The sequence below is a fragment of the Methylomonas sp. 2BW1-5-20 genome (assembly GCF_052474515.1).
Genome location: NZ_CP184127.1, coordinates 3,260,455 through 3,277,293, shown reverse-complemented (window position 1 = coordinate 3,277,293; position 16,839 = coordinate 3,260,455). Strand labels below are relative to the sequence as shown.

General features: G+C 52.7%; 17 protein-coding genes. 7 read left to right on the top strand and 10 right to left on the bottom strand.

The genetic code is table 11. From position 1 onward, the window contains the following. Positions 1–94: 94 nt before the first annotated feature. The 3 genes from ACH50O_RS15095 to ACH50O_RS15085 form a co-directional block, all read right to left on the bottom strand. Entirely contained in the window at positions 95–1,732 is a 1,638-nt protein-coding gene (locus ACH50O_RS15095) for a DUF945 family protein (protein ID WP_446808596.1), read from the bottom strand. Positions 1,733–1,954: 222 nt separating this feature from the next. Continuing rightward, on the bottom strand, positions 1,955–3,595 hold the full coding sequence (gpmI, locus tag ACH50O_RS15090) for a 2,3-bisphosphoglycerate-independent phosphoglycerate mutase (protein ID WP_446808595.1): 1,641 nt from the start codon (positions 3,593–3,595) through the stop codon (positions 1,955–1,957). A 103-nt stretch (positions 3,596–3,698) separates the two neighbouring features. Further along, positions 3,699–4,277: a Uma2 family endonuclease gene (locus tag ACH50O_RS15085; protein WP_446808594.1), complete on the bottom strand. Its 579-nt coding sequence runs from the start codon at positions 4,275–4,277 to the stop codon at positions 3,699–3,701. A 221-nt stretch (positions 4,278–4,498) separates the two neighbouring features. On the opposite strand from ACH50O_RS15085, the gene ACH50O_RS15080 reads away from it, so the two are divergent. Both ACH50O_RS15080 and ACH50O_RS15075 read left to right on the top strand, forming a co-directional pair. Then, entirely contained in the window at positions 4,499–5,455 is a 957-nt protein-coding gene (locus tag ACH50O_RS15080) for a cupin (RefSeq protein ID WP_446808593.1), read from the top strand. Between the two features lie 784 nt (positions 5,456–6,239). Further along, positions 6,240–7,247, top strand: coding sequence for a hypothetical protein (locus ACH50O_RS15075; protein ID WP_446808592.1), 1,008 nt, complete (start codon positions 6,240–6,242; stop codon positions 7,245–7,247). Positions 7,248–7,744: 497 nt separating this feature from the next. Here ACH50O_RS15075 and hisD read toward each other — a convergent pair whose 3' ends face one another. The 7 genes from hisD to ACH50O_RS15040 are packed head-to-tail and all read right to left on the bottom strand — an operon-like array spanning position 7,745 to position 13,389. Next, positions 7,745–9,046, bottom strand: a complete 1,302-nt coding sequence (hisD, locus tag ACH50O_RS15070; protein ID WP_446808591.1) for a histidinol dehydrogenase — start codon at positions 9,044–9,046, stop codon at positions 7,745–7,747. Positions 9,047–9,050: 4 nt separating this feature from the next. Then, complete coding sequence (gene hisG / locus ACH50O_RS15065) at positions 9,051–9,677, bottom strand: ATP phosphoribosyltransferase (RefSeq protein ID WP_036272871.1); 627 nt, start codon at positions 9,675–9,677, stop codon at positions 9,051–9,053. A 15-nt stretch (positions 9,678–9,692) separates the two neighbouring features. Then, positions 9,693–10,958, bottom strand: coding sequence for a UDP-N-acetylglucosamine 1-carboxyvinyltransferase (gene murA / locus ACH50O_RS15060; RefSeq protein WP_446808590.1), 1,266 nt, complete (start codon positions 10,956–10,958; stop codon positions 9,693–9,695). A 34-nt stretch (positions 10,959–10,992) separates the two neighbouring features. After that, positions 10,993–11,304 (bottom strand): STAS domain-containing protein, encoded by a 312-nt coding sequence (locus ACH50O_RS15055; RefSeq protein ID WP_446808589.1) that lies wholly within the window; start codon positions 11,302–11,304, stop codon positions 10,993–10,995. Then, positions 11,304–11,768, bottom strand: a complete 465-nt coding sequence (gene mlaD, locus ACH50O_RS15050) for an outer membrane lipid asymmetry maintenance protein MlaD (RefSeq protein ID WP_446808588.1) — start codon at positions 11,766–11,768, stop codon at positions 11,304–11,306. The genes ACH50O_RS15055 and mlaD overlap by 1 nt, the downstream gene beginning before the upstream one ends. A 1-nt stretch (position 11,769) precedes the next feature. Next, the gene (gene mlaE, locus ACH50O_RS15045) at positions 11,770–12,552 is read right to left on the bottom strand and encodes a lipid asymmetry maintenance ABC transporter permease subunit MlaE (RefSeq protein ID WP_446808587.1); all 783 of its coding nucleotides are present in this window, start codon (positions 12,550–12,552) and stop codon (positions 11,770–11,772) included. Between the two features lie 18 nt (positions 12,553–12,570). Continuing rightward, a complete protein-coding gene (locus tag ACH50O_RS15040) occupies positions 12,571–13,389 on the bottom strand; it encodes an ABC transporter ATP-binding protein (protein ID WP_446808586.1) in 819 nt (272 codons plus the stop codon). Between the two features lie 144 nt (positions 13,390–13,533). On the opposite strand from ACH50O_RS15040, the gene ACH50O_RS15035 reads away from it, so the two are divergent. Genes ACH50O_RS15035 through lptB form a run of 5 tightly spaced genes read left to right on the top strand, consistent with a single transcriptional unit; the run spans position 13,534 to position 16,833 of the window. After that, positions 13,534–14,508, top strand: coding sequence for a KpsF/GutQ family sugar-phosphate isomerase (locus ACH50O_RS15035; RefSeq protein WP_446808585.1), 975 nt, complete (start codon positions 13,534–13,536; stop codon positions 14,506–14,508). A 10-nt stretch (positions 14,509–14,518) separates the two neighbouring features. Further along, positions 14,519–15,052, top strand: coding sequence for a 3-deoxy-manno-octulosonate-8-phosphatase KdsC (gene kdsC / locus ACH50O_RS15030; protein ID WP_446808584.1), 534 nt, complete (start codon positions 14,519–14,521; stop codon positions 15,050–15,052). Beyond that, positions 15,049–15,615, top strand: coding sequence for an LPS export ABC transporter periplasmic protein LptC (gene lptC / locus ACH50O_RS15025; protein WP_446808583.1), 567 nt, complete (start codon positions 15,049–15,051; stop codon positions 15,613–15,615). The genes kdsC and lptC overlap by 4 nt, the downstream gene beginning before the upstream one ends. After that, positions 15,602–16,108, top strand: coding sequence for a lipopolysaccharide transport periplasmic protein LptA (gene lptA, locus ACH50O_RS15020; protein ID WP_446808582.1), 507 nt, complete (start codon positions 15,602–15,604; stop codon positions 16,106–16,108). The genes lptC and lptA overlap by 14 nt, the downstream gene beginning before the upstream one ends. Beyond that, positions 16,108–16,833, top strand: coding sequence for an LPS export ABC transporter ATP-binding protein (gene lptB, locus ACH50O_RS15015; protein ID WP_446808581.1), 726 nt, complete (start codon positions 16,108–16,110; stop codon positions 16,831–16,833). The genes lptA and lptB overlap by 1 nt, the downstream gene beginning before the upstream one ends. Positions 16,834–16,839: the final 6 nt, after the last annotated feature.

Below are 16,839 nucleotides of genomic sequence, written 5' to 3'. Positions count from 1 at the left end.
CGCTTACCTCGGCAATCGGTCGATTCAGGTTCGATAAGCCAACGGTCAAATACGGTACAGCGAGACGGTATTGCGCGCGGTTTTGAAGAAGTAATCAACGGATTGGCGCGGCTGGCACCACGGAAATTGTCTTTAATTGTTGTAAGGCTTTAATTTCACGGCTGCCATCCGTCAACGCTATCAGCGCGCAAGTATCGCCTTCCGCACATTGGCTTGCGATTAATCGGCCAATATCGGAGTCGGGCATGAAATGAAGCGTTTGGCCGGTTTGGTCTTCGATTACCGCATCGGTATCCGAGTAGCTCACCCGGCCGGTCATGCTAACGCTCAGAAGGTCTTGGGCCGGAGCGGATTCCGGTGTAGAGGCGTTTTGTGCCGGATCGGCATCGTCTTCGGTCGGGCTCGTCATCACATGTTCCAGTCCCGGTTCCGGGGCCGCGCCGGCCCGCGGCTCGTTCAGAAAGTTATTGATTTCCGAATCGGCGCTCATCAGCGTTTGTTGTATCTGCGGCTCGTCAATAATCCGGTCGTTGGCTTTCAGGATGCCGGCCGAATAATCGTAAGCAGCCTGCAAACCTTCAGGCGTCGCCTTGGCAAAACCCATTTGCACCAGTTGGGTCAATTGCGTTTGATCCAGGGCATTGCCGGTGAAGGAGACTTGACCGGATGACCGAAGCATTTTGGCCAGTTCGATATTTCCCTGCGGATTGCCGTTGGGTTTAAGGTCGATCACAATTTGGCCATTGAGAGCGCTTTTCGCCGCCGCATTGCCGATAGTGCCGCTCAACTTGGTGATGCCGGTGGAAAAGCCTTGATTGAGAACCTGCTTCAATGCCGTGCGATAACGTTTGTTATCCTCCAGGGTTAAATTTTGCAGGGACTTGGTTTGCTTGGCGATAGCGGCCAGGGTGCGCACGCCTTCGGCATATAAACCATTTATGGCGATTTCCAAGGCCAGATCCTGGGCAGAATATCCCATCGAATTCAGGCCGCCCAATGCATACAGCATTTTGGCGTCGATACGGTCGCCATTTTGCACGGTCTCGCTGCTGAATCTCAGGTTTTCGCCGCTGCCCGTGCCGGTGCCGACTTTATCGATAGTGAACGCGGATTTGCCCAAGCCCAGCTCAAGATCGGACAGGCTCACCTGCAGCCCGATGCCTTGCAGGTCTATGGCCTTGCCGCCACCGCGCGAGGTGAAACGCGATCCCTTCAGGTACAGTTCCAAGGTATCACCCTTGGTTTCGAAACGGCCGGCGATAGGCTCCAAATGCCAACTCTCATCCTCGGCCTGCCCGGAAATATCCTGAGAGTTAATGTCCGAATACACGGCGCCGGAAAATGCCGTGCCCCCGGATCCATGCAATTGCAGGGTCGGCCCGGCGGTATTTGGTGCCGGCGGTTGCTTTAAAGTCCAGTTAAACCGCATCAGCGTGTTCGGCAGAATCAGATGGTTGATGTTGTATTCCACGTCCGCCACCACCCAGTATTTGCCGGATTGCTCGCTATTGCACAGATCGCCGACATGCAATTCCAACTTGCCGCTACCCGACAGAAGTCCGGATTGCTGTTGCAAATTGGTTAGGCGCACACTGCAATCGGCGGCGGTTTTTTGCACCTGCGCCGCCAAATTCCTTTCGGCATTGCTGCCCACGTATACGCTCGTGCCTAGCCAGGCTATCACTAACGCGCCAATGCCCGCCGCTGCTTGAATCAGAATTTTGTTTTCCACTTTCACCACCTTAAGGTTGCCTAAAACTGGTGCCAGTCTAACCAGACCGACAGGCGTAAAACTGCGTCAAACCGTAGCAAAAATATAGTTGTTTTATGCGGTATGTAGCGTTCGGCAGCTGGGTGGCCCGGCAAGTTGCCGTATTCTCGCGGCGGCACAGCATGCGCCGGTATCCTAACGGCTGCGGATGTGTGAACAAACCGCAGCCGTTAGCAAGACGACTTAGCGTACTTCGATCAGACTCGGATCGTAATCTTCCGGCGCGTCATAGCCCAGCAGATTCAAAATGGTTGCCGCCACGTTTGACAGACCCGCTTTCGGTAAATCCTGGCGCAAGGTGTAACCCGAGTTTTCCCCGGAAATTAGCACGAAAGGGACGGGATTCAAGGTGTGCGAGGTTTTGGCCTTGGTGCGGCCTTCGGCATTGCGCGTGACATTGCCTTTTTTATCCAGCTCGTACATTTCGTCGGCATTGCCGTGGTCGGCGGTAATGATCGCCGTGCCGTTCATTTCCAAAATCACCGGAATCAAACGCGCCAATTGCAAATCCAGCCCTTGCATCGCAGTAACGGCAGCTTCGAAATTGCCGGTATGGCCGACCATGTCGCCGTTGGCGTAATTGACCCGCAAGTATTTATATTTACCGGAGCGAACCGCGTCGATCAGCGCATCGGTGATTTCGGCGCATTTCATCCAAGGCCGTTGTTCGAAAGGTACGACGTCGCTGGGGATTTCTACGTAAGTTTCGGAAGCTTCGTCAAACTTGCCGGAGCGGTTGCCGTTCCAAAAATAGGTTACGTGACCGAATTTTTGGGTTTCGCTGATCGCGTATTGCGACACGCCGTTCTTGGCTAAATATTCGCCCAGAGTGCGGTCTATGGTAGGTGGTTCGACCAAAAAGCGCGGAGGCAATTTGGTATCGCCGTCGTATTGCATCATGCCGGCGTAAGTCACTTTCGGCAGCGGGCCGCGCTCGAACGGGCTGAATTGCTCTTCGGTAAAGGCGCGGGAAATTTCGATGGCCCGGTCACCACGGAAGTTAAAAAACACCACCGCATCGCCGTCGACGATAGTGCCCAGCGGTTTGCCGTCTTTGGCAATCACGAAACCGGGCAAATCCTGGTCGATGACGTTGGCTTCATTGCGGAAGGTTGCAATCGCTTCGTGGGCACTGGCAAATTGTCTGCCTAAGCCCAGTACATGAATGTCCCAGCCGCGTTTGACCATACTCCAGTCCGCTTCGTAGCGGTCCATGGTGATTTGCATGCGGCCGCCGCCGGAAGCAATCGCCACGTCGAATGCCGCGCTGCGCAAGCCGTCCAGATAGGCTTCGAACGGATCGACGTAATCCAATGCGGAAGTCTCGCCGACGTCGCGGCCGTCCAACAGGATGTGAAGCCGCACTTTGGCTACGCCTTCTTGCTTGGCTCGTTCGATCATCGCTTTCAAATGATCGATGTGCGAATGGACGTTGCCGTCGGAGAATAAACCCAGGAAATGCAAAGTGCCGCCTTGTTTGGCGGTGGCTACCACGTCGTGCCAGGCATGACCTTGCCAGAGATGGCCGCTGGTGATGGATTCGGCGACCAATTTGGCGCCTTGCGCAAACACCCGGCCGGCGCCGAAGGCATTGTGGCCGACTTCGCTGTTGCCCATGTCCTCGTCGCTGGGCATGCCGACTGCGGTGCCGTGCGCCAGCAGTTTGGTCATCGGATAGCTGGCCATGTAGCGGTCCAGGTTGGGTGTGCGCGCGGCTTTCACTGCATCGCCGTCTTCGCGCGGCGAAATACCCACGCCGTCCAGGACGATGGTGACGACAGGGCCAGGGCAGGCGGGAAAACGGGAAGATTTTGCTAATTTCATGGTGTTATTCAATGGGTGGCACTTTGGAAGTTAAAAGAAACGGGGTTAGGCTAACGCGGCAATCAAGCCAGGGCAGGTTATTGCGCTGTCACAAAGCCGTACATCATACCTGATCGGCGACGTCCAGCATTACGTCCTCGTAAATCGCACTTAGATCCAGATTGATGTCCAAGCCGGATAGCGGCAGACGGTCGGCGGTGTTGGTAAAACTGTGCAGCAACCAGCCTTGCGCGGTACGCTCGAAACAATCGATGGCTTGGCTTTGGCTGTCGATCAGCCAATAATGTTGCAGGCTGTCGAGTTGGCGGTAGGCGGCGAATTTGGCGCCGCGATCAAAACCTTCGGTGGAAGGCGACAGCACCTCGGCGATGAATAGCGGATGCTGCTTGAACAGGCGGTTGTCGCGGTCTTTAGGTTCGCAGGTCACCAGCACGTCGGGGTAAAAAAATGCGTTGGCTTTGGCGACATTGACTTTCATGTCGGAAATGTAGGCGCGGCAGGGCGTGCCTTTGAGATGTTGTTTAAGCAGAAAGAACAAATTGCCAGCAATCGAAACATGCGCGTCGCTGGCGCCGACCATGGCCCAGACGTCACCGTCGAGGTATTCGTGTTTGACCTGAGCAGACGCCTCGCCTTGCAGGTAGTCGTCCGCGCTTAGTTTTAATTTCTCTGCCAGAGCCATAGCCGATTTGTCTTGGATATATGACGCGATTCTAACGGTTGCAGGCTAATTGTGGAACCCTTGCACTAAGTATTTCATCTACTGTGCGGATCGAAAATGCATCTTTTTGTTGATAGGCGGAATATCCCACTTAACAAACCAACCTTTCCAAATTACCGAGCGTACAATTTAGGAAATAACGCCGTTTACATGGATTGCTTAATTTTAAAAAGGTGCCAGCCATGACCGTAAACCAACCGCAAAACCCGCTAGAGCAGTTACAGGAAAATTGCCGCTATTTTGAATATACCCAAGCCGCCGATCCGATTGCTTCTGGCGCTATATCCAAGCTGCCGTTTGCTAATTTCGGCAGCGAGTTGCATCAAACCGGCGGCACCCGGATTATCCCGCTCGACGTCAGCGCGCAGTTAAATTGTCCCGGTCCGGCCACCAGCCCGGCGCTGAGCGCGAACTTTGTCAGAATTCTGGCAGGCGATTCGTTGGCGACCAATTTCAATGCCACCTCGCAATTGTTTTACGTGATGTACGGCAGTGGCCGCACCGACTTCGACGACCTGACTATCCCTTGGCAAACCGGCGATTTTGTAGTGTTGCCGATAGGCAAGGATACCCGCCATTTTGCCGACGGCGATGCGGCCTTTTATCTGGTGCACGATCAGCCGCTGTTGACTTACCTGGGCGTCAAAGCTGAGAGACAATGCTTTAAACCGACGCTCTATACCGCGGCTGATTCGTTGCGCGAGTTGGCGGCGGTGCAAAAAGCGGCGGAGACGGTGAATCGCAACCGCATCAGCGTGTTGCTGGCCAATAAAGCCATGGACCAAACCTTGACTGTCACCCATACGCTATGGGCGATGCTGGGTGTGTTGCCCAAAGGCGCTGTGCAATTGCCGCATCGGCATCAATCGGTGGCCTTGGATTTGATTCTGGATTGCGCGCCGGGTTGTTACACCTTGGTTGGGCCGCGGATTTCGGCAAGCGGCCAGATCGTCAATCCGACCCGGGTGGATTGGCAACCCTACTCAGCCTTCATCACCCCGCCCGGCTGCTGGCACGCGCATTACAACGAGTCGGACCAAGAAGCGCATTTGATTCCATTACAGGACGCCGGCTTGCAGACTTATTTGCGGAGTTTGGATATTAAGTTTGTGTTGCCGGATGGGAGTGTTTCGCTGTGAGGTGGGGACGTATTCTGAAGGTTGTTTGGGCTGATGGGTTATCGTTAGCAGCCATTTCCTGACGGGCTGCTTGTATTTTTGAGTTGCTGAGATTTGGAAAACAATGTTGAATTAAGGTTGGGGTGAGTTTACGAATCGCGCTGTTTGCGAACTATGTGGGGCGCTTTGTTTGCCGTATTTACGGGCAGGATCGTTAAGTAGTTGTGTCACTGGCGCGACGGGTTGTTTTGGTGTCGGGTCTCGGCCCGACAGCCGAGACACTTTCTTTTGCTCCGCCAAAAGAAAGTATCCAAAGAAAAGGCGGCCCGGATGCCGCTTATGCCCTGCGCTCCGGAGCTTTTGAACGGGGTTGTCGAAAGGGGCTTCCTGCCCCTTCGGCAACGCGCCGCATCCCTGCGGCGCCCCTGCGGGCTGATCCGTTCAAAAGCTCCGGTGCTCGGCGCGGCATACGGGAGAAAACCCAGAGGTGAAATTCGAAGTTGTCTAATATATACAAAGCCCGTCACTCATTCGGCGCAATACGACGATGTCTATTGACGCCTTATGGATCGCGCCCTATGGCCTTGGACTCGGGTCTCGGCCAGGTATACGGGAAAAATGTACACAACATGGAATTTCAGTTACTTAAAATAATGTGAATTTTTAGCAAGTAGGGCATGCTACATTATTTGCATTATGTTTGAAGTTTTACATGCGGTGCAATATAGTTTTAGCTGTTGATTTCTAATAGTTACAACTTGCCCTTTTAATTATTTTATATTTTCTACTATTATGTGGCCTGTTCATGAAAAGTCCCGTAAATTTAGTGAGTTCCATTTTAGGTGCGCTTGCGGCTATTCCTGCAAGGTTGTTAGGTTTCTTTTCTGGTCCGTCAATAGAAAGCTATCTTAATTGTCAGTTTAAATACTTTTTACTGGAGTATTATAGGAGTATAGAGAGAACAAACGAGCCAATTAGAGAATATATAAAAAATATAATTTCAGAAAAAAGCGAATGTGCCGAATGGAGCGATATTTGCGCGTTAAGAGTGGCTATTATTGATCATCAAGAACTACATGAATTAACAATAGAGGAAAAACATCTAAAGCATAGATTTAAAACTATTGCCGATGATGATCAAATTCAAGCATATGAAGACTTCACTAAGGCCACCCAAGATGACCAAGATAGCTTGGGGCATCTTAGAGCCCAAGCTATTTACTTGGCCCATAGGTTGTATTGGACATACTCGCTTGCGACAAAAGGGCACCAAATTAGATCTTGTGTGAGTATTATGGTTTCTCTATTGTTTATTGCATTATTGGTTTTTATGTTTTCTTACTCCCACGTATATTCTGCCCCAGAAAAATCTGATTTGTTAGCATCTGTTGCTTGTTTTGGCGCTTTTGGGGCTTACGTTAGTTTTCATAGGCGTATGTCAAAATTAAAAATACAGAATGAAACATACTTGTCCTTTCTTCAGCTAAGGAGTAGTTATTTTGACGGCATTTCTGCGCTTTTTTCTGGTGCGTTATTTTCAGTTTTTGTAATGGTGCTTTGGGAGTCAAATGCGTTGTCGCGTGTGCTTGGTGTGGTTTTTAATCCAGAATTGATTAATTTAATTGTTCCGCAAAATACTCCTTATGAGAGGGGGTGTCCCACTAGTTTGCAAGGCTTATTTATTTGTATGAGTATTAACGGTTCTATCGATTTTGCGAAACTACTTGTAATGTCTTTTTTAGCTGGATTTGCGGAAAAGTTAATACCGGATGCGATCGATGGTCTTGTCGAAAAAGCCCGGCCTAAACAATAGAGCTTCTGAATATTAAGGAGTCAAATTTGCTTTGAACAACGGTTTGCTGCTTAGTTTGAATCCCCGGTATTACCTAGGGCGCGTAGGATGTGCTGAACAACGTGAAGCGCATCATTCTCGATTAATGAGCCACCCTAGTGTGGGTACATTCTATAGTGTTGGTTTTCTGCTGAATTGTGGGACGGTTTTGTTCCCGTTATTCTGCCCCGAGCATCGCAGCCGATAGGCTGCCCCGGCGGAGGGTGAAAACCATGGATGGTTTTCGTAGCAGCGCAGGATTAAGGCGGAATGTCGGGTGGTCTTTACTTTGGATACTTTCTTTTGGCCGAAAATTGCTCCTGCATTTTCGGCATTCGCCACATCCCTGTGGTTTGCCAAGCAAAAGAAAGTACCTCGCCTGTCGGGCCGAGACCCGACTTCAAAACCACCCGTCTCGGGAGCTACACAAATTTAAAACTCCTCCACCCTAGCCCTCTACCTGAGAGAGGGAACAGTTCTTAAATTCTGAATTCCGCCGACCGTGCATGCGCAGTAAGACTCTCCCCCCGCGCCAACACAGAAGCAATCTTGCCCAAATTCTGCGCCCCAACCGCTGAACAATTGATCAAACTGCTGCGCTTTTGAAAATCGTAAACGCCTAAAGGCGACGAGTAGCGGGCTGTGCTGGAGGTGGGCAGCACATGGTTCGGGCCGGCGCAGTAATCGCCCAGCGCTTCGGCGGTGAAGCGGCCCATGAAGATCGCGCCGGCGTTATGAATTTGTTCACACAAGGCTTCCGGTTCCGCTACGGACAATTCCAAATGTTCCGGGGCAATACGGTTGGCGACTTGCGCGGCTTCGGACAAGTTAGCGACTTTGATAAATGCGCCGCGACCTGTCAGCGAGGCGCGGATAATGTCGGCGCGTTCCATTTCCGACAGCAACTTGTTGATGCTGGCTTCCACTTGTTGCAGAAAACCGGCGTCGTCGCTGATTAAAATGGCTTGGGCATTTTCATCGTGTTCGGCTTGCGAGAACATATCCATCGCAATCCAGTCCGGGTTGGTTTGGCCGTCGCAGATGATCAAAATCTCCGATGGGCCGGCGATCATGTCGATACCGACTTGGCCGAACACCAGCTTTTTGGCGGTGGCGACGTAAATGTTGCCGGGGCCGACGATTTTATCCACCGCCGGAATCGATTCGGTGCCATAAGCCAAAGCCGCGACGGCTTGGGCGCCGCCGATGGTGAATACTCTATCTACGCCCGCGACATGCGCCGCAGCCAATACCAGCGCATTGGTTTCGCCGCGCGGTGTGGGTACCACCATAATCAGTTCACCGACGCCGGCGACTTTGGCCGGAATCGCGTTCATCAACACCGATGAAGGGTAAGCGGCTTTGCCGCCCGGCACATACAGGCCGGCCTTATCCAATGCGGTGACTTTTTGGCCCAACACGGTGCCGTCTAGCTCGGTGTATTGCCAGGATTGCAGTTTTTGATGCTCGGCATAAGCGCGGACTCGGTCCGCGGCGGTTTGCAGGGCGATGGCTTGGGTGCTGGGCAGGGTGTCCCAGGCGTTTTGCAACGCTGCTCGCTCCAGTTCCAGTTCGGCGGCGGCTTTAAAGGCGGTGCCGTCGAAGCGGTTGGTATACTCCAGCAAGGCTTTGTCGCCGCGTTTTTTAACGTCGGCGATGATGTCCAACACCCGTTTGTGTATTTCCAGATCGTTGCTGGCATCCCAGGCTAAACGGGCTTGCAGTTGTTTTTCAAAGTCGATTGCCGCGCTGTCTAGGCGCAGCATCTTGATCGCAGTCATGGGCTTACCTTTGGGCTAAGGTGGTTTCGAACTGATCTATGAGTGCTTGAATGGCTTGATGTTTCATTTTCATCGCCGCTTTATTTACCACCAGTCGAGAGGTGATGTTGGCGATTAGTTCCCGTGGCTCCAGACCATTGGCTTTCAGGGTGTTGCCGGTATCGACCAAGTCGACGATGCAATCGGCCAAACCGACCAGCGGTGCCAATTCCATTGAGCCGTATAGCTTGATGATTTCGGCTTGTATCCCTAAGTTGGCGTAATAGCTCTGCGCGGTTTTGACGTATTTGGTCGCGACCCGCAAACGGCCTTTCACTTCCGGGGCATTGACCGGGCCGGCGGTCATCAAGCGGCAACCGGCGATGCCTAAGTCCAGCGGTTCGTAAAGGCTTTCCGCGCCGTGTTCCATCAGTACGTCTTTGCCGGCGATGCCTAAGTCCGCCGCGCCGTATTCGACGAAGGTAGGGACATCGGTGGCGCGGATGATCACCAACTGTACGTCGGGGCGGGTGGTTTGCAGAATCAGTTTGCGGCTTTTGTCCGGATCGTCGATCGGCGTGATGCCGGCCTGTTCCAGAAACGGCAGGGCTTCTTCGTAAATACGGCCTTTGGATACGGCAATGGTCAACATGGCTTTGCGATGGGGTTAGTTAGGAACGCGGCGAATGGTGGCGCCCAGTTGCGATAGTTTTTCTTCGATATGGTCGTAACCACGGTCGATGTGATAAATCCGGTCCACCAGGGTTTCGCCTTCCGCAACCAAGCCGGCCAATACCAGGCTGGCGGAAGCCCGCAAGTCGGTGGCCATCACCGGCGCGGCTTTTAACTGGCCGCTACCGGTGCAGATCGCGGTGTTGGATTCCAGTTTGATTTGTGCGCCCATCCGTTGCAGTTCCTGCACGTGCATGAAGCGGTTTTCGAATACGGTTTCGGTGATCAAGCCCACGCCCTCGGCGACGGAATTCAGCGCGGTGAACTGCGCCTGCATGTCAGTTGGGAAAGCCGGATAAGGCGCGGTGCGCACGGTAACGGCTTTCGGGCGTTTGCCGTGCATGTTCAGTTCGATCCAGTTCTCACCACAGGTGATGTCGGCGCCGGCTTCTTTCAATTTAACCAAAACTGCGTCCAGCGTTGATGGGTCGGTGTTTTTCAGTTTGACATGGCCGCGGCTGATCGCGCCGGCGACCAGATAGGTGCCGGTTTCGATACGGTCGGGCAGGATGTCGTAATGCAAACCTGCCACGCCCAGTCTTTCCACCCCTTCCACGGTCAGAATGTCGGTGCCGACGCCGGTGATTTTGGCGCCCATTTTATTTAAAAAATGCGCCAGATCGGTGACTTCCGGTTCTTTCGCGGCGTTTTCGATAATGGTGATGCCTTCGGCCAGTGTAGCGGCCATCAGGATGTTTTCGGTCCCGGTTACGGTGACTTTATCCAGTACCAGATGGCAGCCTTGCAAACGTTTGACCTTGGCGTGGATATAGCCTGCTTCGACGGTAATGTCGGCGCCCATTTTGAGCAGCGAGTCGATGTGAATATCCACCGGACGGGTGCCGATGGCGCAACCGCCGGGTAGCGAGACATAGGCTTCGCCGAAGCGGGCCAGCAAAGGTCCTAAAACCAAAATCGAGGCGCGCATGGTTTTTACCAATTCGTAAGGCGCTTCGTACTTATCGATGGTGCTGGAATCGACTTCGATGTTCATTTTCTCGTCGACGGTCAGGCGCACGCCCATTTGACCCAACAATTCCATGGTGGTGGTGATGTCGTGCAAATGCGGAATATTGCCGACGCTGACCGGCACATCGGACAACAGAGTGGCGGCGAGAATAGGCAAAGCGGCGTTTTTGGCGCCGGAGATTCTTAGTTCGCCGTGCAGCGCTTGGCCGCCGGTAATCAGTAATTTATCCATGGATTCTTATTGGTCTATTAATTTAGAGCGCAGCTTAATGCGTGTGATTTGCAAAATATTCGGTTTCGTCGAAGCCGCTGAGTTTGGCCAAAGCCAGTAATTGCGTTGGGATATTTTTAAAGGACAGTTTAACCCGGCCCATCCGGCTGAGCCTGATCCATTCGATCATCAAGGCCAGGCCGGCACTGTCGGTGGTTTTAACTTTGGCCAAGTCGATGCAAATGGCGTCCATGCCTTTCAAAAATTTGAAGGATTGTAAGGTCTGTTTATCGATACTGGCGAAGGTCAGATTGCCTTCCACGGTAAAGTGGCCGGGAGCTTGTTCGGTTAATGTCAGCTTGGACATTATTTGCCTTCCGCCTTGTTCAGCATGAATTTGCCTATCATTTCTTCCAGCACTATGGCCGAGCTGGTGATGTCGATGGTGCTTTTATCCTTCAAATATTCATCCGACGAGCCGGGGTCCAGGCTGATGTACTGTTCGCCGAGCAAACCGGCGGTATAAATACTGACGCCGGAATCGCTGGGCAGGTTGTTGTATTGCGATTCGATGCGCATTTCCACGATGGATTCGTGGCTGTCCCTGTCGAGGCGGATTGCCGAAACTCGGCCGATGCGCACGCCCGCTACGTTGACCGGCGACTTGACTTTCAGGCCGCCGGAGTTTTGAAAGTGAGCGAACACGGTGTAGCTGTCTTCGCTGGTGTAGCTGCCCAGATTGCTGACTTGCAGAGCCATATAAAACAGGGCGGCGATGCCGCTGGCGACAAAAAAACCGACCAGGGTGTCCTGGGTCTTGGAATGCTGCATGTTAAATGTCTCCAAACATGAGTGCGGTTAGAATGAAATCGAGAGCCAAAACCGAGAAGGCCGAGTTGACCACGGTGCGGGTGGTGGCGCGGCTGACGCCTTCAGAAGTGGGGATCGCGTCGTAGCCTTCGAATAGCGCAATCCACGACACCACGAAACCGAATACCACGCTTTTGATCACGCCGTTGATGATGTCGTCTTGAAAATCGATGCTGGCCTGCATCTGTGCCCAGAACGCGCCGTCGTCGACACCGAGCATGCCGACCCCGACCAGGTGGCCGCCCATGATGCCGATTGCGCTGAACAAGGCCGCCAATAAGGGCATGGACAGAAAGCCGGCCAGAAATCGTGGGGAAATGATGCGCTTGATCGGATCGATCGCCATCATTTCCATGCCGGACAATTGTTCGGTGGCTTTCATCAAGCCGATCTCGGCGGTCAATGCCGAACCGGCCCTGCCGGCAAACAATAAGGCCGATACCACCGGTCCCAGTTCCCGCACTAAAGAGGCTGCGACCATCACGCCCAGGGATTCCTCGGCGCCGAAATCGGACAGAATATTGAAGCCCTGCAAGCCCAGCACCATGCCGACGAACAGGCCGGAGATGGTGATGATCAGAAAGGACAGTACGCCGACCGAATACACCTGCTTGATCAGCAGATTGGGGCGCGGCAGCACATCGCTGATGCCGGTCAGGGTGTGGCTCAGAAAAAACGAGGCGCGGCCGAGCTTGGCAAAGCTGCTGCGGGTGGTTTTTCCCAGATTTTGCAAAAATTGAAGCATCTGATGAATAAGTGGTGGTTATTTGCTGGCCAGCAGGTCTTCCAGGTAATCGCGCGCCGGGTAGTGGAAGTGTACAGGTCCGTCGGCATCGCCGTGCATAAACTGCTGCACCCATGCCGATTCGGAGTCTTGTAATGCTTGCGGTGTGCCCTGGCCGATGATTTTGCCTTCGGACAATACATAAATGTAATCGGCAATGGCAGCGGTTTCTTGCACGTCGTGCGAGACGATAATGCTGGTCAGGCCTAAAGTGGTGTTCAGCGATTTAATCAAATGTACCAGCGCACCCTTGGATATTGGGTCCTGGCCGGTAAACGGTTCGTCGTACATGATCATTAACGGATCGAGGGCGATGGCGCGCGCTAATGCCACCCGTCTGGCCATGCCGCCGGACAACTCGTTGGGCATTAAATTGCGCGCACCGCGCAAGCCTACCGCTTGCAGTTTCATCAGTACCAGCGTGCGGATCATCGATTCCGGCAAATGGGTGTGTTCGCGCATTGGAAATGCCACGTTATCGTACACGCTCATATCGGTAAGTAGCGCGCCGCTTTGGAACAGCATGCCCATGCGTTTACGCAGCTCGTATAGTTCGCGGGTTTTCAGGCGGTGGACATTTTGACCGTCGACATGGATTTGGCCGCGATCCGGCGTCAGCTGCCCGCCGATCAATTTTAGAAGCGTGGTCTTGCCGGTGCCGCTGGGGCCCATGATGGCGGTAATCTTGCTGCGCGGAATGTCCAGGCTCACCGCGTCGAAAATTTTTCTGGGGCCTCTGGAAAAGCTCAAGTTGCTAATAGAAACGATATTGTCTTCGGGACTTGCGCTATTGGCCATCTACCGGAATCACAGGAGTTTTTGGGTTGGGAACGGACTATTTTCTATGAGTCGCCAAGAATAAGTCAATGACTTGGGGTGAAAAGTCGGTGAATAACATGCAATAATGGTTCCTTTTTGTGTCGGTGCGTGGAGTCGATTTGCGTGGGTCGTGATCAAGATATACAAGCGTTGGCGTTGGCGGTGATTCAAACCGAAATGCAGGCGGTTGCCGGCTTGGCTGCGCGTATCGATGAGCAATTCGTCAGTGCCTGTGGTTTATTGCTGGCTTGTAAAGGCCGGGTAGTGGTTACCGGCATGGGCAAGTCCGGGCATATTGCCGGTAAAATTGCCGCGACCTTGGCTAGTACCGGCACGCCGGCGTTTTTTGTGCATCCGGGCGAAGCCAGTCATGGCGATCTCGGAATGATTACCCGGCAAGACGTGGTGTTGGCTTTATCCAATTCCGGCGAAACCGAAGAAATCTTGACGATTTTGCCTATTATTAAGCGACTCGGCGTACCGCTGATAGCGCTGACAGGCAATCCAGAATCGGCTTTAGCTAAATTTTCCACGGTACATATTAACGTGGCTGTCGAGCAAGAGGCTTGTCCGCTGGGATTGGCGCCGACCGCCAGTACCACGGCGGCATTGGTAATGGGGGATGCGTTGGCGGTGTCGTTGCTGCAAAGCAAGGGATTTACCCGCGACGATTTTGCGTTATCTCACCCCGGAGGCAGCCTCGGCAAGCGCTTATTGCTGCAAGTCAGCGACATCATGCATCGAGGCGGCGAGGTGCCGGTGGTCGAGGATACGGTTTTGGTGAGCGATGCATTGCTGGAAATGACCGGTAAAAAAATGGGTATGACTGCAGTTGTTGACGGCGCGGGGCGAGTTGCCGGCATATTTACCGACGGTGATTTGCGGCGCATGTTGGAAAAAAACCTGGATGTACACGCGACACGGGTAGACGAAGTCATGACCGGGCCTTGTAAGGTCATTGGTGTCGATATGTTGGCGGCCGAGGCTATGCAAATCATGGAAACCAAAAAAATCAACGCCCTGTTGGTGGTTGATGAACGGCAAAAATTGCTGGGCGCCTTGAGCATGCACGATTTACTGCGGGCCGGGATAGTTTGAGAGCTGCGAAATGTTCGAGTTAAATTCGCAACAATTAGAGATTGTTAAGCAGTTAAAGCTTTTGATTTTGGATGTGGATGGCGTATTGACCGATGGCCGTTTGTTTTTCGACGATAACGGTAAGGAATACAAATGTTTCCACGCTCGGGACGGTCACGGCATCAAATTGCTGCGGCAAACCGGGGTGGAAGTGGCGGTGATTTCCGGCCGTAAATCCAATTCGGTTACTTTACGCATGCAAGGCTTGGGGGTCGAACATGTCTATCAAGGTCACGAAAACAAGCGCGTCGCGTTCGCCGAAATTTTGCAACGCTTGGCGTTGAAGCCTGAACATGTGGCGTATATCGGCGACGATATTCTGGATTTGCCGGTCATGCGGCAAGTTGGTTTCGCGGTGGCGGTACAGGATGCCAATTTCGCGGTAAAAGAACATGCGCATTGGCAAACGCAAACGGCCGGCGGTTTAGGTGCGGTGCGGGAGATTTGCGATTTGATCATGCAAGCCCAGGGTACTTTTGAAGGCGTTTTGCAAACCTATTTATGAGATTGCTGCAAAATCTGCGGATTTTTATTTATGTCGGAGTGGCCGCGCTGCTGTCCTGGTGGCTGGTGCAGCTTAACGAGCAGCGCGATGCCGAAATCAAAATCGCCGAAAATAGCCCCGATTTTTTCAGCGAGGGTTATTTCAAAAAAGAAATGAATATCGACGGCGTGGCGAAAAGCGAATTAGCGGCGGAAAAAATGCAGCATTTTAAAGCCGACGGCAGCACGCATCTGGAAAAGCCGGTCATGAGTCTATACAACCCCGACCAGATGCCTTGGCTGATTAAAGCCGACAGCGGCGTAATGGCGGCGGACGGCGATAATTTGCAACTCAATGGTAGTACTTATATCAATCGGGAGGCGTCGAAGACCAACTCGGCGTTGACCATTAATACATCGGATTTGCGGGTCAAACTCGCCAGCCATTATGCGGAGACACAGGCGTGGGCCGAGATTATCAGTCCACCCAACAAGACGGCGGGAATAGGAATGGAAGCGACTTTTGTTAGTCCGATTCACCTGAAATTGTTGTCCAAAGTGAAAGGTCGCTATGAAATTAAGTAAAATGGTCGGACTTGGCCTGTTATTGTCGGTGCGGATGGCGTTTGGATTGGAGTCCGATTCCGAACAGCCTATTTATATCGATTCCAACAACGCGGTTTACGACGAAAAAGCGCAAATTAGTACCTATACCGGCAATGTAGTGGCGACCCAGGGTACGATCAAAATCGATGCCGACAAGTTGGTGGTTTATTTGAAGGACGGCGCCATCAACAAATTGATTGCGACCGGCAAGCCGTCAAGATTCAAACAGTTGCCGGCGGTCGGTAAGGACGAGATGCATGGCGAAGGCTTGATTAACGAATACTACCCTGACAAAAATTTGTTGATATTTATGCAGAATGCGTCGGTTTGGCAGGGCGATGCCAAACAATCCAGTGAATATATCGAGTACGATACACTTAATTCCCTGTTGAAGGCCGGCGAACAAAGCTCCGACGGCAAACGTGTGCATTCGGTGATCAAGCCCAAGCCTAAAGCCAAGCAGGCTCAATAATGGCGCGATTGCTTGCGGAACAGTTGTTCAAACGCTACAACAACCGAAATGTCGTCGATGGCGTCAGTTTGCGGGTCGAGACTGGCGAGGTGGTCGGTCTGCTGGGTCCGAATGGCGCCGGAAAGACCACCAGCTTTTATATGATGGTCGGGTTGGTGAAAGCCGATAGCGGCGATATTTTTTTGGACGATCAGCGGATTACTCATCATCCGATGCATAGGCGCGCACGGCTGGGGATAGGTTATTTGGCTCAAGAAGCTTCGGTATTTCGCAAGTTGAGCGTGGCCGACAATCTGCGGGCGGTGTTGCAGATTCGCCCTGACTTGACCGACGGCCAAATCGAGTTATTGATTGACGAGTTGTTGACGGAGTTTAATATCAACCATTTGCGCAATCAGGTGGCTTTGGGCCTGTCCGGCGGCGAACGGCGGCGGGTGGAAATTGCCCGAGCCTTGGCTAGCGAGCCGCAGTTTATTTTATTGGACGAGCCTTTCGCCGGCGTGGATCCGATCTCGGTGCTGGAGTTGCAAAAAATCATTGCCCATTTGAAGCACCGAGGCATCGGTATTTTGATTACCGAGCATAAAGTGAGAGAGACATTGGAGATATGTGATCGCGCTTATATTTTGAATAATGGTAAGGTTATAGCCGAAGGCCAGTCGCGCCAGTTGGTGGATAACGAAGAGGTGCGTAGAGTGTATCTAGGCGAGAAATTTAGTTTATGAAATTCG

Excerpts from the sequence above, each read along its gene's own strand:
- gpmI (WP_446808595.1), bottom strand. The coding sequence starts at position 3,595 with ATGAAATTAGCAAAATCTTCCCGTTTTCCCGCCTGCCCTGGCCCTGTC.
- ACH50O_RS15085 (WP_446808594.1), bottom strand. The coding sequence starts at position 4,277 with ATGGCTCTGGCAGAGAAATTAAAACTAAGCGCGGACGACTACCTGCAA.
- ACH50O_RS15075 (WP_446808592.1), top strand. The coding sequence starts at position 6,240 with ATGAAAAGTCCCGTAAATTTAGTGAGTTCCATTTTAGGTGCGCTTGCG.
- hisG (WP_036272871.1), bottom strand. The coding sequence starts at position 9,677 with ATGTTGACCATTGCCGTATCCAAAGGCCGTATTTACGAAGAAGCCCTG.
- ACH50O_RS15055 (WP_446808589.1), bottom strand. The coding sequence starts at position 11,304 with ATGTCCAAGCTGACATTAACCGAACAAGCTCCCGGCCACTTTACCGTG.
- ACH50O_RS15040 (WP_446808586.1), bottom strand. The coding sequence starts at position 13,389 with ATGGCCAATAGCGCAAGTCCCGAAGACAATATCGTTTCTATTAGCAAC.
- mlaE (WP_446808587.1), bottom strand. The coding sequence starts at position 12,552 with ATGCTTCAATTTTTGCAAAATCTGGGAAAAACCACCCGCAGCAGCTTT.
- murA (WP_446808590.1), bottom strand. The coding sequence starts at position 10,958 with ATGGATAAATTACTGATTACCGGCGGCCAAGCGCTGCACGGCGAACTA.
- kdsC (WP_446808584.1), top strand. The coding sequence starts at position 14,519 with ATGTTCGAGTTAAATTCGCAACAATTAGAGATTGTTAAGCAGTTAAAG.
- hisD (WP_446808591.1), bottom strand. The coding sequence starts at position 9,046 with ATGACTGCGATCAAGATGCTGCGCCTAGACAGCGCGGCAATCGACTTT.
- ACH50O_RS15080 (WP_446808593.1), top strand. The coding sequence starts at position 4,499 with ATGACCGTAAACCAACCGCAAAACCCGCTAGAGCAGTTACAGGAAAAT.
- lptA (WP_446808582.1), top strand. The coding sequence starts at position 15,602 with ATGAAATTAAGTAAAATGGTCGGACTTGGCCTGTTATTGTCGGTGCGG.
- mlaD (WP_446808588.1), bottom strand. The coding sequence starts at position 11,768 with ATGCAGCATTCCAAGACCCAGGACACCCTGGTCGGTTTTTTTGTCGCC.
- lptC (WP_446808583.1), top strand. The coding sequence starts at position 15,049 with ATGAGATTGCTGCAAAATCTGCGGATTTTTATTTATGTCGGAGTGGCC.
- lptB (WP_446808581.1), top strand. The coding sequence starts at position 16,108 with ATGGCGCGATTGCTTGCGGAACAGTTGTTCAAACGCTACAACAACCGA.